Origin of the sequence: Klebsiella sp. C360, from assembly GCF_048822415.1 — a bacterium.
Classification (GTDB): Bacteria; Pseudomonadota; Gammaproteobacteria; order Enterobacterales; family Enterobacteriaceae; genus Klebsiella; species Klebsiella quasipneumoniae.
In genome coordinates this window covers 57,606-75,073 of the sequence record NZ_JBMEZZ010000014.1, presented here as the reverse complement: position 1 = coordinate 75,073, position 17,468 = coordinate 57,606, and the positions used below count along the sequence as shown (strand labels likewise).

General features: G+C 54.4%; 18 protein-coding genes. 16 read left to right on the top strand and 2 right to left on the bottom strand.

The genetic code is table 11. The features are described from left to right. Window positions 1–103 precede the first annotated feature (103 nt). The 9 genes from fdhD to ACOI7D_RS24270 all read left to right on the top strand — a co-directional run bounded on the left by fdhD (window position 104) and on the right by ACOI7D_RS24270 (window position 6,532). Window positions 104–940 (top strand): formate dehydrogenase accessory sulfurtransferase FdhD, encoded by an 837-nt coding sequence (gene fdhD, locus ACOI7D_RS24310; protein WP_023291500.1) that lies wholly within the window; start codon window positions 104–106, stop codon window positions 938–940. Window positions 941–1,068: 128 nt separating this feature from the next. Beyond that, entirely contained in the window at window positions 1,069–1,281 is a 213-nt protein-coding gene (locus ACOI7D_RS24305) for a YdgH/BhsA/McbA-like domain containing protein (protein WP_023291501.1), read from the top strand. A 389-nt stretch (window positions 1,282–1,670) separates the two neighbouring features. Next, a complete protein-coding gene (locus ACOI7D_RS24300; protein ID WP_109546777.1) occupies window positions 1,671–2,651 on the top strand; it encodes a 6-phosphofructokinase in 981 nt (326 codons plus the stop codon). A gap of 11 nt (window positions 2,652–2,662) precedes the next feature. After that, the gene (locus tag ACOI7D_RS24295; protein WP_004203640.1) at window positions 2,663–2,977 is read left to right on the top strand and encodes a PTS sugar transporter subunit IIB; all 315 of its coding nucleotides are present in this window, start codon (window positions 2,663–2,665) and stop codon (window positions 2,975–2,977) included. Then, a complete protein-coding gene (locus tag ACOI7D_RS24290) occupies window positions 2,970–4,337 on the top strand; it encodes a PTS sugar transporter subunit IIC (RefSeq protein WP_109546776.1) in 1,368 nt (455 codons plus the stop codon). Before ACOI7D_RS24295 ends, ACOI7D_RS24290 begins: the two co-directional genes overlap by 8 nt. Next, window positions 4,324–5,166: a class II fructose-bisphosphate aldolase gene (locus ACOI7D_RS24285; protein ID WP_032429032.1), complete on the top strand. Its 843-nt coding sequence runs from the start codon at window positions 4,324–4,326 to the stop codon at window positions 5,164–5,166. Before ACOI7D_RS24290 ends, ACOI7D_RS24285 begins: the two co-directional genes overlap by 14 nt. 59 nt (window positions 5,167–5,225) lie before the next feature. Then, complete coding sequence (locus tag ACOI7D_RS24280; RefSeq protein WP_109546775.1) at window positions 5,226–5,495, top strand: hypothetical protein; 270 nt, start codon at window positions 5,226–5,228, stop codon at window positions 5,493–5,495. Window positions 5,496–5,504: 9 nt separating this feature from the next. Further along, on the top strand, window positions 5,505–5,942 hold the full coding sequence (locus ACOI7D_RS24275; protein ID WP_004203645.1) for a PTS sugar transporter subunit IIA: 438 nt from the start codon (window positions 5,505–5,507) through the stop codon (window positions 5,940–5,942). Further along, window positions 5,939–6,532, top strand: a complete 594-nt coding sequence (locus ACOI7D_RS24270; protein WP_109546774.1) for an AAA family ATPase — start codon at window positions 5,939–5,941, stop codon at window positions 6,530–6,532. The genes ACOI7D_RS24275 and ACOI7D_RS24270 overlap by 4 nt, the downstream gene beginning before the upstream one ends. On the opposite strand, the gene ACOI7D_RS24265 is transcribed toward ACOI7D_RS24270, so the two are convergent. Both ACOI7D_RS24265 and ACOI7D_RS24260 read right to left on the bottom strand, forming a co-directional pair. Then, window positions 6,529–6,852 (bottom strand): AzlD domain-containing protein, encoded by a 324-nt coding sequence (locus tag ACOI7D_RS24265; protein ID WP_008807893.1) that lies wholly within the window; start codon window positions 6,850–6,852, stop codon window positions 6,529–6,531. The genes ACOI7D_RS24270 and ACOI7D_RS24265 overlap by 4 nt on opposite strands. Beyond that, window positions 6,852–7,511 (bottom strand): AzlC family ABC transporter permease, encoded by a 660-nt coding sequence (locus tag ACOI7D_RS24260; RefSeq protein ID WP_065806158.1) that lies wholly within the window; start codon window positions 7,509–7,511, stop codon window positions 6,852–6,854. The genes ACOI7D_RS24265 and ACOI7D_RS24260 overlap by 1 nt, the downstream gene beginning before the upstream one ends. Before the next feature lie 100 nt (window positions 7,512–7,611). On the opposite strand from ACOI7D_RS24260, the gene ACOI7D_RS24255 reads away from it, so the two are divergent. The 7 genes from ACOI7D_RS24255 to ACOI7D_RS24225 all read left to right on the top strand — a co-directional run bounded on the left by ACOI7D_RS24255 (window position 7,612) and on the right by ACOI7D_RS24225 (window position 17,425). Continuing rightward, entirely contained in the window at window positions 7,612–8,160 is a 549-nt protein-coding gene (locus tag ACOI7D_RS24255; RefSeq protein WP_002882865.1) for a helix-turn-helix domain-containing protein, read from the top strand. A 90-nt stretch (window positions 8,161–8,250) separates the two neighbouring features. After that, window positions 8,251–9,246 (top strand): substrate-binding domain-containing protein, encoded by a 996-nt coding sequence (locus ACOI7D_RS24250; RefSeq protein WP_032454463.1) that lies wholly within the window; start codon window positions 8,251–8,253, stop codon window positions 9,244–9,246. Window positions 9,247–9,360: 114 nt separating this feature from the next. Beyond that, window positions 9,361–11,484: an alpha-galactosidase gene (locus ACOI7D_RS24245; RefSeq protein ID WP_023291508.1), complete on the top strand. Its 2,124-nt coding sequence runs from the start codon at window positions 9,361–9,363 to the stop codon at window positions 11,482–11,484. A gap of 41 nt (window positions 11,485–11,525) precedes the next feature. Continuing rightward, entirely contained in the window at window positions 11,526–12,791 is a 1,266-nt protein-coding gene (locus ACOI7D_RS24240; RefSeq protein WP_048298616.1) for an MFS transporter, read from the top strand. 459 nt (window positions 12,792–13,250) lie between these two features. Continuing rightward, window positions 13,251–14,261, top strand: a complete 1,011-nt coding sequence (locus ACOI7D_RS24235; protein ID WP_048296387.1) for a LacI family DNA-binding transcriptional regulator — start codon at window positions 13,251–13,253, stop codon at window positions 14,259–14,261. A gap of 70 nt (window positions 14,262–14,331) precedes the next feature. Then, a complete protein-coding gene (locus ACOI7D_RS24230; RefSeq protein ID WP_048296388.1) occupies window positions 14,332–15,753 on the top strand; it encodes a glycoside-pentoside-hexuronide (GPH):cation symporter in 1,422 nt (473 codons plus the stop codon). Further along, window positions 15,737–17,425 carry a glycoside hydrolase family 32 protein gene (locus tag ACOI7D_RS24225; protein ID WP_048296389.1) on the top strand — a complete coding sequence of 563 codons (1,689 nt, stop codon included), beginning with the start codon at window positions 15,737–15,739 and terminating at the stop codon, window positions 17,423–17,425. The genes ACOI7D_RS24230 and ACOI7D_RS24225 overlap by 17 nt, the downstream gene beginning before the upstream one ends. Window positions 17,426–17,468 lie beyond the last annotated feature (43 nt).

Genomic DNA, 17,468 nt, shown 5'->3' with positions numbered 1-17,468 from the left:
GGCCGCAAAGGTTCAGAATTAGGGCATATTTCCCTCATTCCTGAAGGGATAAAAACAGAATACCACATTGTGTGTATGCCTGTTCCAATACGGTTAAAGCAAAGTGAACAAGAAGCCTCTCGAACAAATCGAAAATGTGACGAATATCACAGGATATCGCCAGGTCTCCCTCTGGAAGCGCGAGGATCTGCAACACCCTCAGCCAGATGAGTTAGCGGAAGAGGTCCCCGTCGCGCTGGTCTACAACGGTATCTCCCACGTAGTGATGATGGCCACGCCGAAAGACCTCGAGCAATTCGCCGTCGGCTTCTCCTTATCCGAAGGGATTATTGAGCATCGGCGGGAGATTTTCGGCATGGACGTGGTGTCGATGTGCAACGGCCTTGAGGTGCAGATTGAACTCTCCAGCCGGCGTTTTATGGGGCTCAAAGCCCGGCGACGCGCGCTGGCCGGGCGCACCGGCTGCGGGGTATGCGGCGTCGAGCAGCTCAATGATATTGGTAAGCCGGTCCAGCCGCTGCCGTTCACCCAGACGTTCGATCTCGCCAACCTCGACCAGGCTCTGGCGCATCTTAACGACTTTCAACCGATCGGCCGACTCACCGGCTGCACCCACGCGGCCGCCTGGGTCCGGTCGACGGGCGAACTGGCGGGCGGTTTTGAAGACGTCGGCCGGCATGTGGCGCTGGATAAACTGCTCGGCCGGCGGGCGGAAATCGGCGAGGGCTGGCTGCCTGGCGCCGCGCTGGTATCCAGCCGCGCCAGCTATGAAATGGTGCAGAAAGCCGCGATGTGCGGCGTCGAGATCCTGTTCGCGGTATCAGCAGCTACCACCTTAGCGGTGGAAGTCGCCGAGCGCTGCAACCTGACGCTGGTGGGCTTTTGCAAGCCGGGCAGGGCGACGATCTACACCCACCCGCAGCGTTTGAATGCGGGTTAAAAGTTGATCAGTAAATTTGAACAATGACAGCAAATCCTTCCGCTTTTTGTTTGGTGATGGGCGGGCTACTATTTAACACATCAAGGCACAACGCCTTATCTAAACAACTAAATGAAAGGGTTTATCTCATGAAAAGCATCAAAACTTTTGTCGCAGTAATCGCTATGGCCGCCTCTTTTGCTTCCTTCGCTGCTGAAACCGTCACCGCTACCGCGACAACGATGGATGGCGCGGAAGCGAAAATCGCCGCTCAGGCCCAGGCTGCTGGCGCTTCGTCTTACAAAATTACCGAAGCGTTTACCGGCAACCGCGTGCATATGACTGCGGAACTGAACAAATAAGCGTAACGCTACTGTCGAAAGAGCGCCTCAGGGCGCTTTTTTTGTTTCCGCTTTGGCAAAAAACAGTCACTATTTCCCACCGCCGCGAAAAAAATGTGGCAGTACTCACGTTTCCGTTCTTTTCTTAAATCCCCATTATTACCGCAAATGAAACATCTTCAATGCTGAATATCTCGATGTTTTAACGCTATGAAATATAAAGATATTAAAACCAGAAAGCGATGAAGATCACTCTCTTTTAATGAGATGTTTATCACAAAAATAAGCGTGATATCACTCCTGTCAACTATTCACGGACTTAATTTAATACGCATTATGTGATCTCCATTGCAAATGGAAGTCTTGCAGTCAGGGAAAAATGTCGTCAGGCAAATGAGCGAGGAAGCGTCATGAAAATTGGCATCGTTATTAGCGGCGGGGATGTTTCGGGAATGAATAATTTTATATTCCAGATTGCCAGGCAGGCTGATGCCGAGATCACGCTGTTTAATGGCGGTATTCCTGGCCTGCTGGAGAAAAATCATCAGGATATCGCGTGGCGCGATCTGGTTGATTTCTCTATTACCGCTGTGCCGATCATTACCTCCGGACGCACCAGTCGCAAACTGCAGCGCAGCGAATATGAAATGATTGCTAAAAAAATTAAATCGTTGCGTATTGATGTGCTTATTATGGCCGGGGGGGATGGCAGCCTGCAGTTTCTCAATACCCTAAGTGAATTTGATATTAATTGCTTTGGCGTGGGAATGACTATCGATAATGATGTGTATGGCAGTGATTATACGATTGGTTTTTCCACGGCCTGCGAGCAGATTATTAAAGAAGTCTCCCGTTTAAGAAATACCGGAAGAGCGCTGCCGGGGCGGGTTTTTATGGTTGAGATATTAGGAGGTTATTGTGGAGAACTAACGTTACAGTCCGCCATTAAATGCAATGCGGATATTGCCCTGATCCCGGAGGCGCAGATGCCGCTGGCCATGCTTGCGGAACGGATTACCCGGAAGCTGAGCATGCAGAACAGCGTCGTTATCCTCTGCTCAGAAGGCTACACCAAAGAGTACTCTCCCGGCTTTCAGGGAGCGATTGATACCATGATCAAACAGCTGGAACCGCAAATTGGCGTCCGTATCCGTAAAACGATTGTCGGCTATGGCTTACGCAGCGGTGAACCGACCTGTGAAGAGATTTATCAGGGCACCATTATGGCCAGTGAGGTGGTTCGCTGTATTCAGTCAGGTATGAAAAATAAAGCCATAATAATTAATTCCAGTAATAAACCTATTCCGATTGATTTAGTCAGTATGAAAAAACGTCTGGTCGATACTGAAGGACATCATTATAAACTTGCCAAGCAACTCAATATTATTTGAGGAGACCCTCCATGCTGAAAATTTTATGCGTATGTGGCTGCGGCCTCGGTTCAAGCTTTGCCATTGAAATGACGGCGAAGGCAGTTTTAAAAAAGCTGGAAATTCCCGCTCATATTGAACACACCACCGTATCCGAAGCCGGAGCCTTTAAATCGGATATGATTTTGACGCAAAAAACCTTTGCCGACATCTTAACCGCTGATGCCACTGAAGAGGAAATTAAACGCGTCGTGGTGCTCAATAAACTTACGGATAAAGAGGAAATTGAAACCAAAATCGTCGCATTCTTAAAAGAACGTCATCTGAAGGTGGCTGATTATGAATAGCTTCGTTGCGTTTATCGTTAAGGATTTACTTGGTCAGGCATCTATTCTTATTGCTTTTATTGCCATGCTTGGCCTGATCCTGCAAAAGAAATCCCCGGGCAAAACCGCGGAAGGGACGTTTAAAACGCTGCTCGGCTTCTTAATTATGATGGCCGGGATCAACATCATTGTCGCCACGCTAACCTTCCTTAACGATATCTTCACCCAGGGGTTTGGCATGAAGGGCTACATTACCGATGTGGCCGCCATCGCCGGGTTAGCGAATCGGGAATTAGGTTCGGAAGTGGCGCTGACGCTGCTGGTGATCTTTGCCGTCAATATAATTATCGCCCGTCTGACGCCGCTAAAATATATTTTCCTGACCGGTCAGGCGCTGCTGTGGATGGCGACGATCGGCGCCGTGATTGGCTATAAATCCGGGCTCACCGGCGTACCGCTGATTTTAACCGGGGGCATCTTCGGCGGCGTGATGGCGGTGTTAATGCCGGCCCTGGCGCAGCCGGTGGTCAGGCGCATAACCGGGTCTGACGACGTAGCCCTGGGGCACTTCTGTACCATCGGTTATCTGGTGCAGGCCGCCGTCGCGAAAGTCGTTGGCAAAGGTTCCCGCTCCACGGAAGATCTCGAGCTGCCTGATAACTTTAAGTTTTTGCAGGATACCTATCTGGCCATGGCGGTGGTGATGGTGCCGATGTATCTCATCCCGGCTATCGCGGCGGGCCCGCAGTACATCGCGCAGTTCTCCGGCGGGATTAACTACCTGATGTATGCCTTTATGCAGTCCATTCAGTTTGTCGCCGGGGTTTTTGTCCTCTATAGCGGCGTGCGTTTATTGCTCAATGAGCTGGTGCCGGCCTTTCGCGGTATCGCGATGCGTATTGTTCCGGATGCGAAGCCGGCTCTCGATTGCCCGGTACTGTTTCCTTATGCGCCGAATGCGGTGATTGTCGGATTTCTGGCGACGACCGTCGGCTCGATTATCGGCATGCTGATCTTCCCAATGTTCGGTCTGGCGATGATCCTCCCCGGGCTGTTAACCAACTTTTTCGCCGGCGGCACGGCAGGGGTATTTGGCAACGCGCTGGGCGGACGCCGCGGGGCGATGATCGGCGGGGTTATTCACGGTCTGTTTATCACGTTTCTGCCGGCCATTCTGGTGCCCATGATGGAGAGTTACGGCTTTACGGGCGTCACCTTCAGCGACTCTGACGTCATCAGCTCGGGTCTGGTATTAGGCCACGCCTTCCAGAATAACTGGCTCTTTGTCGCCTTATTTATTGTGTTTGTCGCCGCACTGGCATGGTTTGTCAACGGGAAATCCGCTAAGCCGAAAGGGGAAAATGTTCATGAGTCTGTATAATTTCAATGAGATTTTAAAAATCGCCCAAGAGAGAAATTTTAAAGCGATTGGCTCGTTTAACTTGCACTGTATTGAGATGCTACCGGCATTTTTCAAAGCCGCGCAAAACAGCCACAGCCCGTTAATGATCCAAATTTCAACCGGGACCGCGGAGTACCTCGGCTATCGTTTGCTGGTCGACGCCGTGCGTTCATTAGCGGACAGTGAAAATATTCCAACCTGTCTGCATCTTGACCACTGCTCAGATATTAAGGCCATCGAGACGGCAATGAACGCGGGCTTTTCGTCGGTGATGTACGACGGCTCACATTTAAGCCTTGAGGAAAATATCGGTAATACGCGAATAGTGGTGGAGATGGCCCGCCCGCGCAATATTACGGTAGAAGGCGAACTGGGGGCGATCGGTGGGTCAGAGGATGGAAAAGCGGTGGCGGCGGAAGATATCTGTTTTACCACCGTCGAAGACGCGAAACGCTTTGTGGAGGAGACCCAGGTCGATATGCTGGCCGTCTCGGTGGGAACTGTGCATGGCCTCTACACCGGTAAAGCGCAGATACAGCACCAGCGGCTGAAACAGATTAGCGCGGCGACCGGCGTGCCGCTGGTGCTGCACGGCGGTACCGGCGTCAGCGATGAGGATATGCGGCTGGCCGTCACCGAAGGGATTAATAAAGTGAACGTCGGGACGGAAATGAACGTGCAGTGGGTTGACCGCTGTAAAACGACGTTTGAGAAAGGGAAAGTGAATGACAGCGTACGGAAATTCTTAATTCCCGCCAACCAGGCTGTCACTGATGTCTTAATGGAAAAAATGGCGTTATTTAAATAACGTTTTCTCCGTCACTTTCTATATCGTTGCCCTGTCTTCCGCCAGGGAGGGAACTTGCTATGTTTGAATCATTGAAAACGTTGTGGAAAAAAGAGCAATCCCCGCTGCAGGATTATGATCAACAGTCCCGTCAGTTGGCGGAGGAGATTGCCAGGCTGGAAGGCGAACTACAGCGCCAGCCTGGCAATAGCGAGGTGCAAAAAACATTGATGCTGACTTACAACCGGGCGCTATCCATATATGCCAAAAGCACCACCCACCGGCAGGATATTGATACGCTGTTTCTACAGATTGATAATTTACGCAATATTATTCGCCGCAATATTTAGGAATACAGAATGACCATAAAAGAACTGCTTATTGAGGCCGATGCCATTCAGGTTGGCGTTGTGGAGTCCGACTGGCAGCGGGTAATAAAGCTGGCTGCCCGCCCGCTGGAGGCAAAAGGCTTTATTTCGACCGAATATAGCCAGGCGGTGATCGACAATACCCTGAACCATGGCGCCTATTACGTTTTCGATGAAGGTATTGCTATCCCCCATGCCCGACCCGAGTGCGGCGTCAGACGCAACTGCTTTAGCCTGGTGCTGTTGGAAAAGCCGATTCCCTTTGCAGACAGTGAAAAGGCCGACATTGTCATTATGTTTGGCGCCCGGGATAGCAATGCGCATATCGAGGAGGGGATCCGCTCCATCGTCGCGCTGCTGGATAACAATGACACGATGGCCAAACTGCGGATGGCCCGCAGCCGGGAGGAGGTTGTCGCATTACTATGAACAGACATCTGACCCCAGTCTGCAAAACGGCTATTTTAATCAACGGCATTCCGGCTTCGGGGAAGAGTACCATCACCCGTTTGCTGGCGGAGACCTTCAGCCTGCCGGTATTGACGATCGACGGCATCAAAGAGCCGTTTATGGCGCGTCTGGCCCCGGTCGACCGGCCAATGAATCGCCAACTGGGCTGTGCGGCGTATGAGGTGATCTGGTCGATTGTCGGCGCATCGCCTGCCAGCATGGTCTGGTTGATCGACGCCTGGTTCGGCTTCCAGCCCCGGGAGACCTTGCAAAAATTGCTGCAGCAGGCGGGCGTGGAGCAGGTGATTGAGATCTGGAACCATATCTCCCCCGAGCTGGCGGTCGCGCGCTATGCCTCGCGGCTGGCGACGCGGTCGCCGGGCCACCCCGGCGAAGAGTATCTGCCGGAGCTGGCCCAGCTGGCCGGGTGTGCGCAGCCCATGTCTTTAGGGCCCCTTCTGACGATAGACCAGCGGCGCCCGCTGGAGATAACGCCGGTTATTCACTGGCTTGAAGGCACAATTAGCGGACAACGCACCGGCCTGGCGAATTTCGCATACCCGTCCTAGGGCATACCCGCCAGCCGCAGCAGCGCCGTCACCACCGCCGCGGCGATAATTACGCCGATCAGCGGCACCTTGCGCCAGGCGAGGAACACCGCGACGGCAACGCCCAGAACGCGCGCCATGCCGGCGAAATGCGCGCCTTCATAGAAAGTGGTGGCCAGGGCGACGGAAAAAAGCAGCACCGTCGCCGCATCGGAAAGCAGCGCCTGCGAGCGCTCGGAAAAGGCCAGCCGATTACCAAGCTTCGCGCCGCCAAGACGCATCAGATAGGTTCCCAGCGACAGGATGGCGATACCGGCGATAAACAGCGTCATATTGCCCATTATTTTTTCCTCGACAGTAAACCAAACAGCGAGAGCAGCACCGGCAGCCCGGTAGGCGCAAACGGCACGGCGGCAAGCGCCAGCGCGGCGCCGCTGGCGGCGCGGATCAGTGTGGTACGGTTTTTAAAGGCCGGGATCACCAGCGCCAGCAGGATTGCCGGGAAGACCGCATCGAGCCCGATGGTCTCCGGCGCCGGCAGCAGTTTGCCGACGGCGGCGCCGGTGAGCGTACCCAAAGGCCAGATCAGCGCCACGCCGGCGCCGCACAGCCAGTAGGCCGCTTTGCGCTGCGCGGGGGTGGGCTGCGACAAGCCAAAGACCACGCTCTCGTCGTTCATAATGTGGCACCCGATAAAGCTTAAGGCGCGCCGACCCACCAGTTCGCGCACGGTCACCCCGAAAGGGATATGACGCGCGTTGACTAACAGGCCAGCGGCGGCGGCGGCCAGTGGGCTACCGCCGCTGGCGACAATGCCGATAAACATAAATTCAGAGGCGCCCGCCAGCACGGACACCGAAAGCACGAGCGGCACCCATAAGGGGAAGCCGTAAGCCACCGCCAGCGACCCATAGGACATGCCCACCACCCCGACGGCGAGGCAAACTAAAGCAATTGCTTTTATCGTGTCTCCGCTGAGACTGGAGAGAGTTTGTTTCATATCACTTAGCCATATCGAACGAATTTCCATTATAATGAACACATAATAATCGTTTTTCAAGGCGAACGAATCGTTCGATATAAAAAACAAAGGGGCGGGTATGACACAGCCAATCAGCGTTATCGCCAAAAGTCTGGTGCGGGAGCGGGCGCGGACCGGGCTTTCGCTGGCGGAAGTCGCGCGTCGGGCGGGTATCGCCAAATCCACGCTATCGCAACTGGAGTCCGGCAACGGTAATCCTAGTCTGGAAACGCTGTGGTCGCTCTGCGTGGCGCTGGATATTCCATTTGCCCGGCTGCTTGAGCCGCAGGTGAACAAAACGCAGGTGATCCGCCGCGGCGAGGGGACAAAAGTGGTGGCGGAGCAGGCGAACTATCAGGCTATTTTGCTGGCCGCCTGCCCGCCCGGCGCGCGTCGGGACATCTATTTGCTACTCACCCAGCCCGGCGCCGACCGCATTTCGCATCCGCATCCGCCAGGGTCAGTGGAACATATTATCGTCACTCAGGGGCGCGCGCGGGTAGGATTGACGTCGGCGCCGGAAGAGCTCGGCGAGGGCGACTATATCTGCTACCCGGCGGATCAGGAGCATGTGTTTCAGGCCCTGGAGCCGGATACGCAGGCGCTGCTGATCGCTGAGCAAAACTGACATCGCACCGGCGGGCGTCGCGCTCTTGCTGGACGCCATAGCCGTATTGCGGGACACTAGCCGCATTCTTCCGCGAAGACAGGCATACCTATGTCGCTGAAAGCCATTGCTAAAGAACTTGGGATCTCGGTTACGACCGTCAGCCGCGCGTTAAACGGCTATGATGATGTGTCGCAGGAGACCCGTGCTCGCGTCGAGGCTGAAGCGCAGCGTCGCGGATATCGGCCAAACACGTTCGCGCGTCGCCTGAAAATGGGCAAAATCGACGCCGTTGGCCTCGTGTTCCCCGTGCGCCCCGCGCCGCTGAATAACAACGTCTTTCTCGAAATGGTGGGAGAAATCAGCCACGAACTGGCGCGCTATGAGATTGATTTACTGCTGATCGCCGATGATGAACAGGCCGATAAGCACGGGTATATGCGCATGGTGCAGAGCCGTCGCGTCGATGCGCTGATCGTCGCGCATACCCTGGACGACGACCCGCGCCTGATTCAGCTGCTCTCTTCCGGCTTTCCTTTCCTCGCGCTGGGCCGTAGCCGCCTGCCGCAGCCCTACGCCTGGTTTGATTTCGATAACCAGGCGGGCACCTACCGCGCCACCCGCCATCTGATTAGCCAGGGGCATCGGCGCATCGCGCTGCTGAGTGAAAATAATAATCAGGCGTTTATTACCCAACGGCGCAACGGTTACCTGGAAGCGCTGCGCGAAGCGGGCCTGGCGGAAACCTGGCTGCGCAGCGTGCCGCCCACCCGCCGCGGCGGGTTTCAGGCAACGATGGAACTGCTGCGCTTGCCTGAACCGCCAACGGCAATTGTCACCGATTGCAACACCCATGGCGACGGCGCGGCGATGGCCCTGGCTCAGCTTGGGCGTCTTACCGGCGCCGATCGCGTCTCACTGGTGGTCTACGACGGTTTGCCGCAGGACAGCATCATCGACACCCCGGTAGGCGCAGTGGTTCAGTCCACCCGACAGGGGGTGGGACGCCAGATAGCCACGATGGTCCGCCGCTTAATCGCCGGCGAGGATCTGGCCTCGCTCCAGGTGCTCTGGCAGCCCGAATTCATCCCCGGCGAAACCGCCTAATACCGCTCTCCACAGATTAATTTCCTGAACTCGATCACGGATCCGAAACGTTTTGGTTGGTGTCCGAAACGTTTCGGATCAACAGTAAGGCATTCCTTGAAGTGGAGATGTCTAATGTCTGATTCGATTATACGCCTGCAAAGCGCAACGGCTGACGTGGTGATCAAATCCCACCCTTTCGCCGAAATTATCTACTGGGGGCCGCATTTAAGCCACTTTTCGCCGCAGGATGCCGACAGCCTGACGCGGCCGGTCGCCAATGGCCGCCTCGACGTCGATTCCCCGGTCACCTTAATGGCGGAGCTGGGCCATGGTCTGTTTGGCGCTCCGGGCATTGAAGGCCATCGCCAGGGGCTGGATGCCTCGCCGATTTTCGCCACCAGCGAAGTGCGGCACGAGGGCCAGACGCTGACCCTGGTCAGCAAAGACCCGCAGGCCGGCCTGCGGTTGTGCAGTGAAATCCAGCTTGATAGCAGCGGCGTGCTGAGCGTGCGCCATGGCGTGACCAATCTGCGCGCCAGCCCATGGCAGGTGGAGCGCCTGGCGGTCACGCTGCCGGTCGCCGAACGCGCTCGCGAGGTAATGGCTTTCCACGGCCGCTGGATCCGCGAGTTTCAGCCTCATCGCCTGACCCTGGAGCACGACAGCTTTGTGCTGGAGAACCGCCGCGGGCGTACCTCTCACGAACATTTCCCGGCCTTGATCACCGGCAGCCACGCCTTTAGCGAGATGCAGGGTGAAGTCTGGGGTGTGCATCTGGGCTGGAGCGGCAACCATCGCCTGCGGGCGGAGGTGAAAACCGATGGCCGCCGCTATCTGCAGGCCGAGGCGCTCTATCTGCCTGGCGAAATGGCGCTGGCGGAAGGGGAAACCTTATGGACGCCGTACCTGTATGCCAGCTACTCGGCGAACGGGCTGAACGGTATGAGCCAGCAGTTCCATCGTTATCTGCGCGAACGGATTATTCGCTTCCCGGGCAACAAGCCGCGCCCGGTGCATCTCAATACCTGGGAGGGGATCTATTTCGACCACGATCCGGACTACATCATGCGCATGGCGGATGAAGCAGCGGCGCTGGGCGTGGAGCGTTTTATCATTGACGACGGCTGGTTTAAAGGACGCAACGACGACTGGGCGGCGCTCGGCGACTGGTATCTCGATGAGGACAAATATCCCCACGGTCTGACGCCGGTTATCGACCACGTGAAATCGCTGGGGATGGAGTTCGGCATCTGGGTGGAGCCTGAGATGATTAACCCGAACTCCGATCTCTACCGCGCCCATCCCGACTGGCTGCTGGCGCTGCCGGGCTATACGCCGCTTCCCGGGCGTCATCAGTTTGTCCTGAACCTGAATATTCCGGAAGCTTTTGATTATCTGCTGGAGCGGATGAGCTGGCTGCTGGGCGAGCACGCGGTGGATTATGTGAAGTGGGATATGAACCGCGAGCTGGTGCAGCCCGGGCATAACGGTAAAGCTGCCGCCGATGCGCAAACCCGCCAGTTCTATCGCCTGCTCGATACGCTGGTGGCCCGCTTCCCGCATATTGAATTTGAATCCTGCTCCTCCGGCGGCGGTCGTATCGATTATGAAGTCCTCAAGCGCAGCCATCGCTTCTGGGCTTCTGACAACAATGACGCCCTTGAACGCAATACCATCCAGCGCGGCATGAGCTACTTCTTCCCGCCGGAGGTGATGGGCGCGCACATCGGTAATCGCCACTGTCATGCCACCTTCCGCCAGCACAGTATCGCCTTCCGCGGCCTGACGGCGCTGTTCGGTCATATGGGGCTTGAGCTGGATCCGGTGAGCGCCGATGAAGAAGAACGCGCCGGGTACCGGAAATACGCGGCCCTGCATAAGCAATGGCGCGACGTGATCCATCACGGCGTGCAGTGGCGGATGGATATGCCGGACGCCACCACCCTTGCCCATGGCGTCGTCAGCCCGGATAAAGCGCAGGCGATTTTCCTCGTCAGCCAGCTGGCGATGCCGGACTACACCCTGATGGCGCCGCTGCGCCTGGCGGGGCTGGAGGCGAGCGCCCGCTATCAGGTGACGCTCCTCGATCATCCGAACATACAGATTACCGGCGAGGGCGGCCACACCATGCGGAAGCTGCCGGCATGGATGACGACGCCGCAGACCGTAAGCGGTGAGTGGCTACAGCAGGCGGGGCTGGCGCTGCCCATCCTCGACCCGGAAAGCGCCATTCTGATTGGCCTGCAACGCGTGTGATGGTACCGGGCCGCGCCGCGGCCCTTCTTGAGGAAAATATAATGAACCCGACCGTCTGTACCCACAAAAACAACCCCAACTTCTGGATTTTCGGGCTGTTCTTCTTTCTCTACTTCTTCATCATGGCCACCTGCTTTCCGTTTCTGCCGATCTGGCTGTCGGACGTCATCGGCCTGAATAAAACCGAAACCGGCCTCGTTTTCTCCAGCCTGTCGCTGTTCGCCATCTGTTTCCAGCCGATCCTCGGGGTGATCTCTGACAAGCTGGGGCTGAAAAAACACCTGATGTGGATCGTGACCGTTCTGCTGGTGCTGATTGCTCCCTTCTTCCTTTATGTTTTCGCTCCGCTGCTGAAAACCAATATCTGGCTCGGGGCGTTGAGCGGCGGCGCTTACATTGGCTTTGTGTTCTCCGCCGGCGCCGGCGCGATGGAGGCCTATATCGAACGGGTAAGCCGCAACAGCGGGTTTGAATACGGCAAGGCGCGCACCTTTGGTTGCCTGGGCTGGGCGCTGTGCGCCACCACGGCGGGGATGCTGTTCAGCGTTAACCCGGAGTGGGTGTTCTGGATGGGCTCGGCCGCCGCGCTGCTGCTGGTGGTGCTGGTGGCTATCGCCAAACCGCAGGCTAGTCAGTCCGCGCAGGTAATGGACTCGCTCGGCGCCAATCGCCCGGCGATCGATTTAAAAACGGCGGTGCGCATGTTCCGCCAGCGGAAGATGTGGATGTTTATTCTGTACGTCATCGGCGTGGCCTGCGTGTATGACGTTTTCGATCAGCAGTTCGCCACTTTCTTCAAATCGTTCTTCGCGACCCCGGAAGCAGGCACCCGTGCCTTTGGTTTCGCCACCACCGCGGGAGAAATTTGTAACGCCATCATTATGTTCAGCTCGCCGTGGATTATTAACCGCATCGGGGCGAAGAATACCTTGCTGATTGCCGGGATGGTGATGGCGGCAAGAATGATTGGCTCTTCCTTCGCCACCACCGCCGCGGAAGTGGTGGCGCTGAAAATGCTCCATGCGCTGGAGGTGCCGTTCCTGCTGGTGGGCGCCTTTAAATATATTACCGGCGTGTTTGACGTCCGGCTGTCGGCGACCATTTACCTGGTGGGCTTCCAGTTCGCCAAGCAGGTGGCGGCGATCTTCCTCTCCGCCTTCGCCGGGAATATGTATGATCGGATTGGTTTCCAGGAGACCTATTTGATCCTCGGCGGTATTGCCCTCACCGTCACTTTAATATCGGCGTTTACGTTAGCGGGTAAGACGAAAACTGAGCCGCTGCGCGATAATGCGATGACGGTTTAATCATTGGAAGGTAAGATCACATGGATGTGACTGAAAGATAAGAATATTTTTATGGTGAAAATGAAAGGGCGCATAAGCAGCGGTAGGCATTAAAATATAAGGAATGAACAATAACCGCCAGAATTGTACCCGGCTTTACCCTATATAAGGGCTATAACTTATTCTTCTTTTTGTAAAAAAGAGATAATCCTTTCGGTCAATAAAAGTTAACTCCCTCATACTCGTGATGAGCTGTAATGATATCATCACACCTCTGTATTTCCTGTCTGGAAAGCTTGATATCTTTTTATTATTTTATTTTTCTCAATTAACGTATCTTAATAAAGATGACCAGTAAAATAAAAATGCGAGGCCAGAGTATGGATCTATGTAACGCAGCAACATGTGAACTGGATTACATTCCTGGCAGAGTTCACAATTTATAGTGAACACCATTGTTAGAGGGTATGATCAATCACCATGGCATCGATTAAAGACGTAGCGAAAAGAGCTGGGGTCTCGACGGCGACCGTATCACGAGTCCTGAATAATCACCCCAGCGTAGTCGCGGAAACGCGTAAGGCGGTGCGGGAGGCGATGGATTATCTTTGCTATGTTCCCAGCAAAAGTTCGTTTCAGCTTAGCGGGAAATGTTCAGGGCTGATTGGTGTGGTTTTGCCTAATCTGGTGAATCCTCACTTCTGTGAACTGCTGGCGACGGTGGAAGAAGAGGCCCGGTATATCGGCAAATCGGTGATCGTTAAAACGCATCAGAATCAGCCGCAGCAGGATAAACATATTATTCAGACCTTAGTGGGGATGGGCATTGACAGTTTGCTATGGGTGCCGACAGAAGCAGAAGCCGAACTTTCAGAATGGTTAAGCATTACCCGGATCCCGGTCGCCGTCGTCACCCAGGTATCCCGGTTCTTTAATTCCGTATCGATTAATCAGGACCGGGGCGCAGAAAGTATTGCGGAACATTTTATTCATACAGGCCATCTTTCATTTGGCTTTGTGGCCCAGGAAGGGGTGGATAGCCGTAAGGTTTCGTCGTACAGCAAAAAAATAGCGAGTCACGGTTTAAAGCTTGCTAAAGATAATTCGTTCTGGATAGCCAAAGGCGAGGGTGAAAAGATATCAGGCCATATTAGTATTCTTGATGATGTTATCGAGAAACTCAGCGAGCCGACGCGAACCTGTACATGCCTCTTAGTGTATAATGATATTGCGGCAAACTATATTATCGATGGACTAAAAGGAAAAGGCATCTCCGCTCCTGAAGATATTGCGATTGCCAGCTTTGATAATACCCTATTGGCGCAAACAAAAAAAATCACCAGCGTTGCACAGCCGGTAAATGAAATTGCTCACCTCGCGTTTCAGATGGTGAAACATCAACAGCAGCCGGACAGTATTGAAATGCACGAAATTGTCTCTCGGTTAATTATTCGTGAGAGCAGCGTAAAAATTAATATTACTTCCCTGTAAGGGATTTATGTTTAGAAATGGCGCGAAATTTGGCGCCATGGGCTCCTTTTAACAAAAAATAGGTGTATTTATGTCTGCTACCGCAATGGAAAAGCCAAGCGCTTATGAAAAGCTGGGGCTGAGGGAGAAGATCGGCTACGGCATGGGTGACGCCGGTTCAGGAATGATATGGAGCGTACTGGCGCTCTATCTGACGTGGTTCTATACCGATGTCTATGGCCTCAATGCCGGAGTGGTGGGCACATTATTCCTGGTGATTCGCATCTTCGACGCGTTTAGCGATCCGCTGATGGGGGCAATCTGCGACCGCACCGTGTCGCGCTGGGGAAAATTCCGTCCATGGCTATTATGGATGGCATTTCCGTTTGGTCTGGGGGCGGTACTGATGTTCACGACCCCAGAGCTCAGCATGAACGGCAAGATTATTTATGCCTGGGTTACCTATCTGGTTATGTCGCTGATTTATACCGCGATTAATATTCCCTATTGCTCGGTCGGCGGCGTCATTACCCTCAATCAGAAAGAGCGTATGGGCTGTTTGTCATGGCGCTTTTTCCTGAATGGCCTGGCAACATTAATTATCTCCTCCTCTATTCTGCCGTTAACGGACTGGCTGGGTAATGGCGACCGCGCCTCCGGTTTCCAGCTGACCATGGTCATTATGGGTGGTGCGGCAACGCTGATGTTCCTGTTCTGCTTTTCCAGCATTAAAGAGCGGGTGGTATCGGTTAAGCAAAACGAGTCGTTGAAAAAAGACCTGCGGGACATTATCAAAAACGATCAGTGGCTCTTAATGATCTCTATTACTTTCCTGAACGTTTTTCCGGCATTTATCCGCGGTGGCGTCACTATTTATTATGCGACTTATGTCATGAAGGCGCCTGTCGGATTTATTACCTTCTTTATGGCGCTGGGCGTGGCCTGTAATATGCTGGGCAGCGTGCTTGCTAAACCGCTTACCGATCGCTTTGATAAGCTGGCGCTATTCCGCATTATTAACATTATTCTCGGTATTCTGTCATTTGCGCTGTGGTTTATCGATCCGCAATCACTGACCCCGCTGATGGCGCTATTTATCGTCATTAACATTCTGCATTTAATTCAGTCTGGCCCCATCCTGTGGGCGATGATGTCCGACGTCGATGACTACGGTGACTGGAAATTTGGTAAACGCCTGACCGGCATCTCCTTTGCGGGAAACCTGTTTATGCTCAAAATGGGGCTGGCGGTCGCTGGCGCAATCGTCGCCTGGATTCTGGCGTTTACCGGCTATGTCGCGAATGAGCCGCAGCAGAATTCTCAGACTATTCAAGGAATTATCATGATGTTCTCACTGTTGCCGATGGTGAGTTATTTCATCAGCGCGTATCTGGTGCGCTACTTCAAGCTGAATAACGCGTTCCTTGAGAAAATCAAAACGGATCTTGCAAAACGTGAGCTGGAAAAAGGTCGCGGTCAACCACAGGAGGTTCAGGATGTCCCTGTCATTTAATATAAAACAAGGTCAGCGCATTGATTTGTGGCTGAAAGCGTCCAAACCGGCGGCGCAACCCCTGTTTTCTATTCGCGTGAACGGTCAGGTTATATTTAAGATTCAGGAGGCGTCGGGCTATTTCCAGTATTTTACCTGGACCTCGTTTCAGGACGGCGTTGCCACCCTGGAGTGGCAGTCGGAATATAGCGAGATATCGCTTTGTTACACCTGGCATCCGGATTCACTGCGCGCGAGCGGCGTCACCTTTATCGCGACAGCCGGGCAGGATTTGCGCCTGATGAGCGGTCAGGATATTGCTGACGAGTATCTGCAGGAGCCGCTGCGTCCGGCATTGCATTTCTCGCCGCGTACCGGCTGGATGAACGACCCTAACGGGCTGCACTACAAGAACGGCGAGTGGCATCTGTTTTATCAGTATCATCCGCACTCCAGCCAATGGGGCCCAATGCACTGGAATCATGCGGTGAGCCGCGATCTGTATCACTGGCGGCATTATCCGGTTTTCCTGCAGCCAGAGCAGAATCTTTCCGCGTTAGGCGCGACGGGCGGTGCGTTTTCCGGCAGCGCGTATATTGATAAACAAGGAAAAACCCGCTTCTGGTATACCGAACGACTCCCGGCTTACGATCTGTATCGCGGATACCGGGAAGTGCAGAAAATGGCCGTTGCGCACGACGACTACGATAAGCCGGAATGGGTAAAAACCGTCTTAACCGACCTGCCTGCGGGCGTGGACTGCGATTTCCGCGATCCAAAAGTCTGGTACGAAGAGGCCGATGCCACCTTTTATATGATCCTCGGCGCGTCGGTAAATGGCGATCCGGCGATGCTGCTATTTCACTCGGCGGATAGTGAACGCTGGACGTTCCATCATGTGCTGTATGTCGCTCCCGGCTATTTTCGCGAAAACGGCGGTCGCTGCGTCGAATGCCCGGATTTCTTCTGCCTGGATGGCGTATGGGTATTAATTATCGGCGTCGTTGGCTACACGGAGCCGACAACCGGGCGACATAATTTGCTTTTTGCCCAGACCGGTACTTTCCGGAACGGCTATTTCACGCCGTCCGAGCAGCCGCTGCAGACTTTAGATTTCGGTACGGATTTCTACGCCCTGCAAACCTGGGGTGAGGACGACCGAAGAATCGGCTTTGCCTGGTTATATAACTGGGCGACGCAGAAACCGGTGGACTCCGCTTACTCGGGGGAAATGTCGCTCCCGCGTCGCTTTCATCTCAATGCGCAGCAGCGGCTATGCATGATGCCGGAGCTGCCGCCGGAATCATTGGTCGTCAGCCGCCATGCGCTGGATGACGGTGATATCTGGGTTAATGAGAAAGGCTGTAAAGCCGGCATTGTAACCTTTATGCCTGCCGATGGTTTCCGTTTGACGTTAACGGGCGATAGCGGCCAGCAAATCATCCTCGAACAGGACGGTAAAAATCTGACGCTATATGAAAAAGGCCGGGACGATGGGCGTTACCGCGCGCCGGTGGCCGGCGTCAGCGACGTCACGCTGTGTTTTGATGCCGGGATTGTTGAGGTCTTCGCAAATCAGGGCAGCGTATGCGGTACGCGACGCTATTACTCATGCAGTCAGCTCACCCGGATCCAGCTCTCCGGCGCGCCGGCACAGCTTACGCAATATCGCTCGACGTATTCGCAGGAATAAGCAAAGTCAAATTTAAGCGTTGATGTTCGATTTCTTATTATCA

Excerpts from the sequence above, each read along its gene's own strand:
- ACOI7D_RS24240 (WP_048298616.1), top strand. The coding sequence starts at position 11,526 with ATGAACCCGACCGTCTGTACCCACAAAAACAACCCCAACTTCTGGATT.
- ACOI7D_RS24245 (WP_023291508.1), top strand. The coding sequence starts at position 9,361 with ATGTCTGATTCGATTATACGCCTGCAAAGCGCAACGGCTGACGTGGTG.
- ACOI7D_RS24275 (WP_004203645.1), top strand. The coding sequence starts at position 5,505 with ATGACCATAAAAGAACTGCTTATTGAGGCCGATGCCATTCAGGTTGGC.
- ACOI7D_RS24290 (WP_109546776.1), top strand. The coding sequence starts at position 2,970 with ATGAATAGCTTCGTTGCGTTTATCGTTAAGGATTTACTTGGTCAGGCA.
- ACOI7D_RS24260 (WP_065806158.1), bottom strand. The coding sequence starts at position 7,511 with ATGAAACAAACTCTCTCCAGTCTCAGCGGAGACACGATAAAAGCAATT.
- ACOI7D_RS24265 (WP_008807893.1), bottom strand. The coding sequence starts at position 6,852 with ATGGGCAATATGACGCTGTTTATCGCCGGTATCGCCATCCTGTCGCTG.
- ACOI7D_RS24270 (WP_109546774.1), top strand. The coding sequence starts at position 5,939 with ATGAACAGACATCTGACCCCAGTCTGCAAAACGGCTATTTTAATCAAC.
- ACOI7D_RS24285 (WP_032429032.1), top strand. The coding sequence starts at position 4,324 with ATGAGTCTGTATAATTTCAATGAGATTTTAAAAATCGCCCAAGAGAGA.
- ACOI7D_RS24225 (WP_048296389.1), top strand. The coding sequence starts at position 15,737 with ATGTCCCTGTCATTTAATATAAAACAAGGTCAGCGCATTGATTTGTGG.
- ACOI7D_RS24235 (WP_048296387.1), top strand. The coding sequence starts at position 13,251 with ATGGCATCGATTAAAGACGTAGCGAAAAGAGCTGGGGTCTCGACGGCG.
- ACOI7D_RS24295 (WP_004203640.1), top strand. The coding sequence starts at position 2,663 with ATGCTGAAAATTTTATGCGTATGTGGCTGCGGCCTCGGTTCAAGCTTT.
- ACOI7D_RS24305 (WP_023291501.1), top strand. The coding sequence starts at position 1,069 with ATGAAAAGCATCAAAACTTTTGTCGCAGTAATCGCTATGGCCGCCTCT.
- ACOI7D_RS24255 (WP_002882865.1), top strand. The coding sequence starts at position 7,612 with ATGACACAGCCAATCAGCGTTATCGCCAAAAGTCTGGTGCGGGAGCGG.
- ACOI7D_RS24300 (WP_109546777.1), top strand. The coding sequence starts at position 1,671 with ATGAAAATTGGCATCGTTATTAGCGGCGGGGATGTTTCGGGAATGAAT.
- ACOI7D_RS24250 (WP_032454463.1), top strand. The coding sequence starts at position 8,251 with ATGTCGCTGAAAGCCATTGCTAAAGAACTTGGGATCTCGGTTACGACC.
- ACOI7D_RS24280 (WP_109546775.1), top strand. The coding sequence starts at position 5,226 with ATGTTTGAATCATTGAAAACGTTGTGGAAAAAAGAGCAATCCCCGCTG.
- ACOI7D_RS24230 (WP_048296388.1), top strand. The coding sequence starts at position 14,332 with ATGTCTGCTACCGCAATGGAAAAGCCAAGCGCTTATGAAAAGCTGGGG.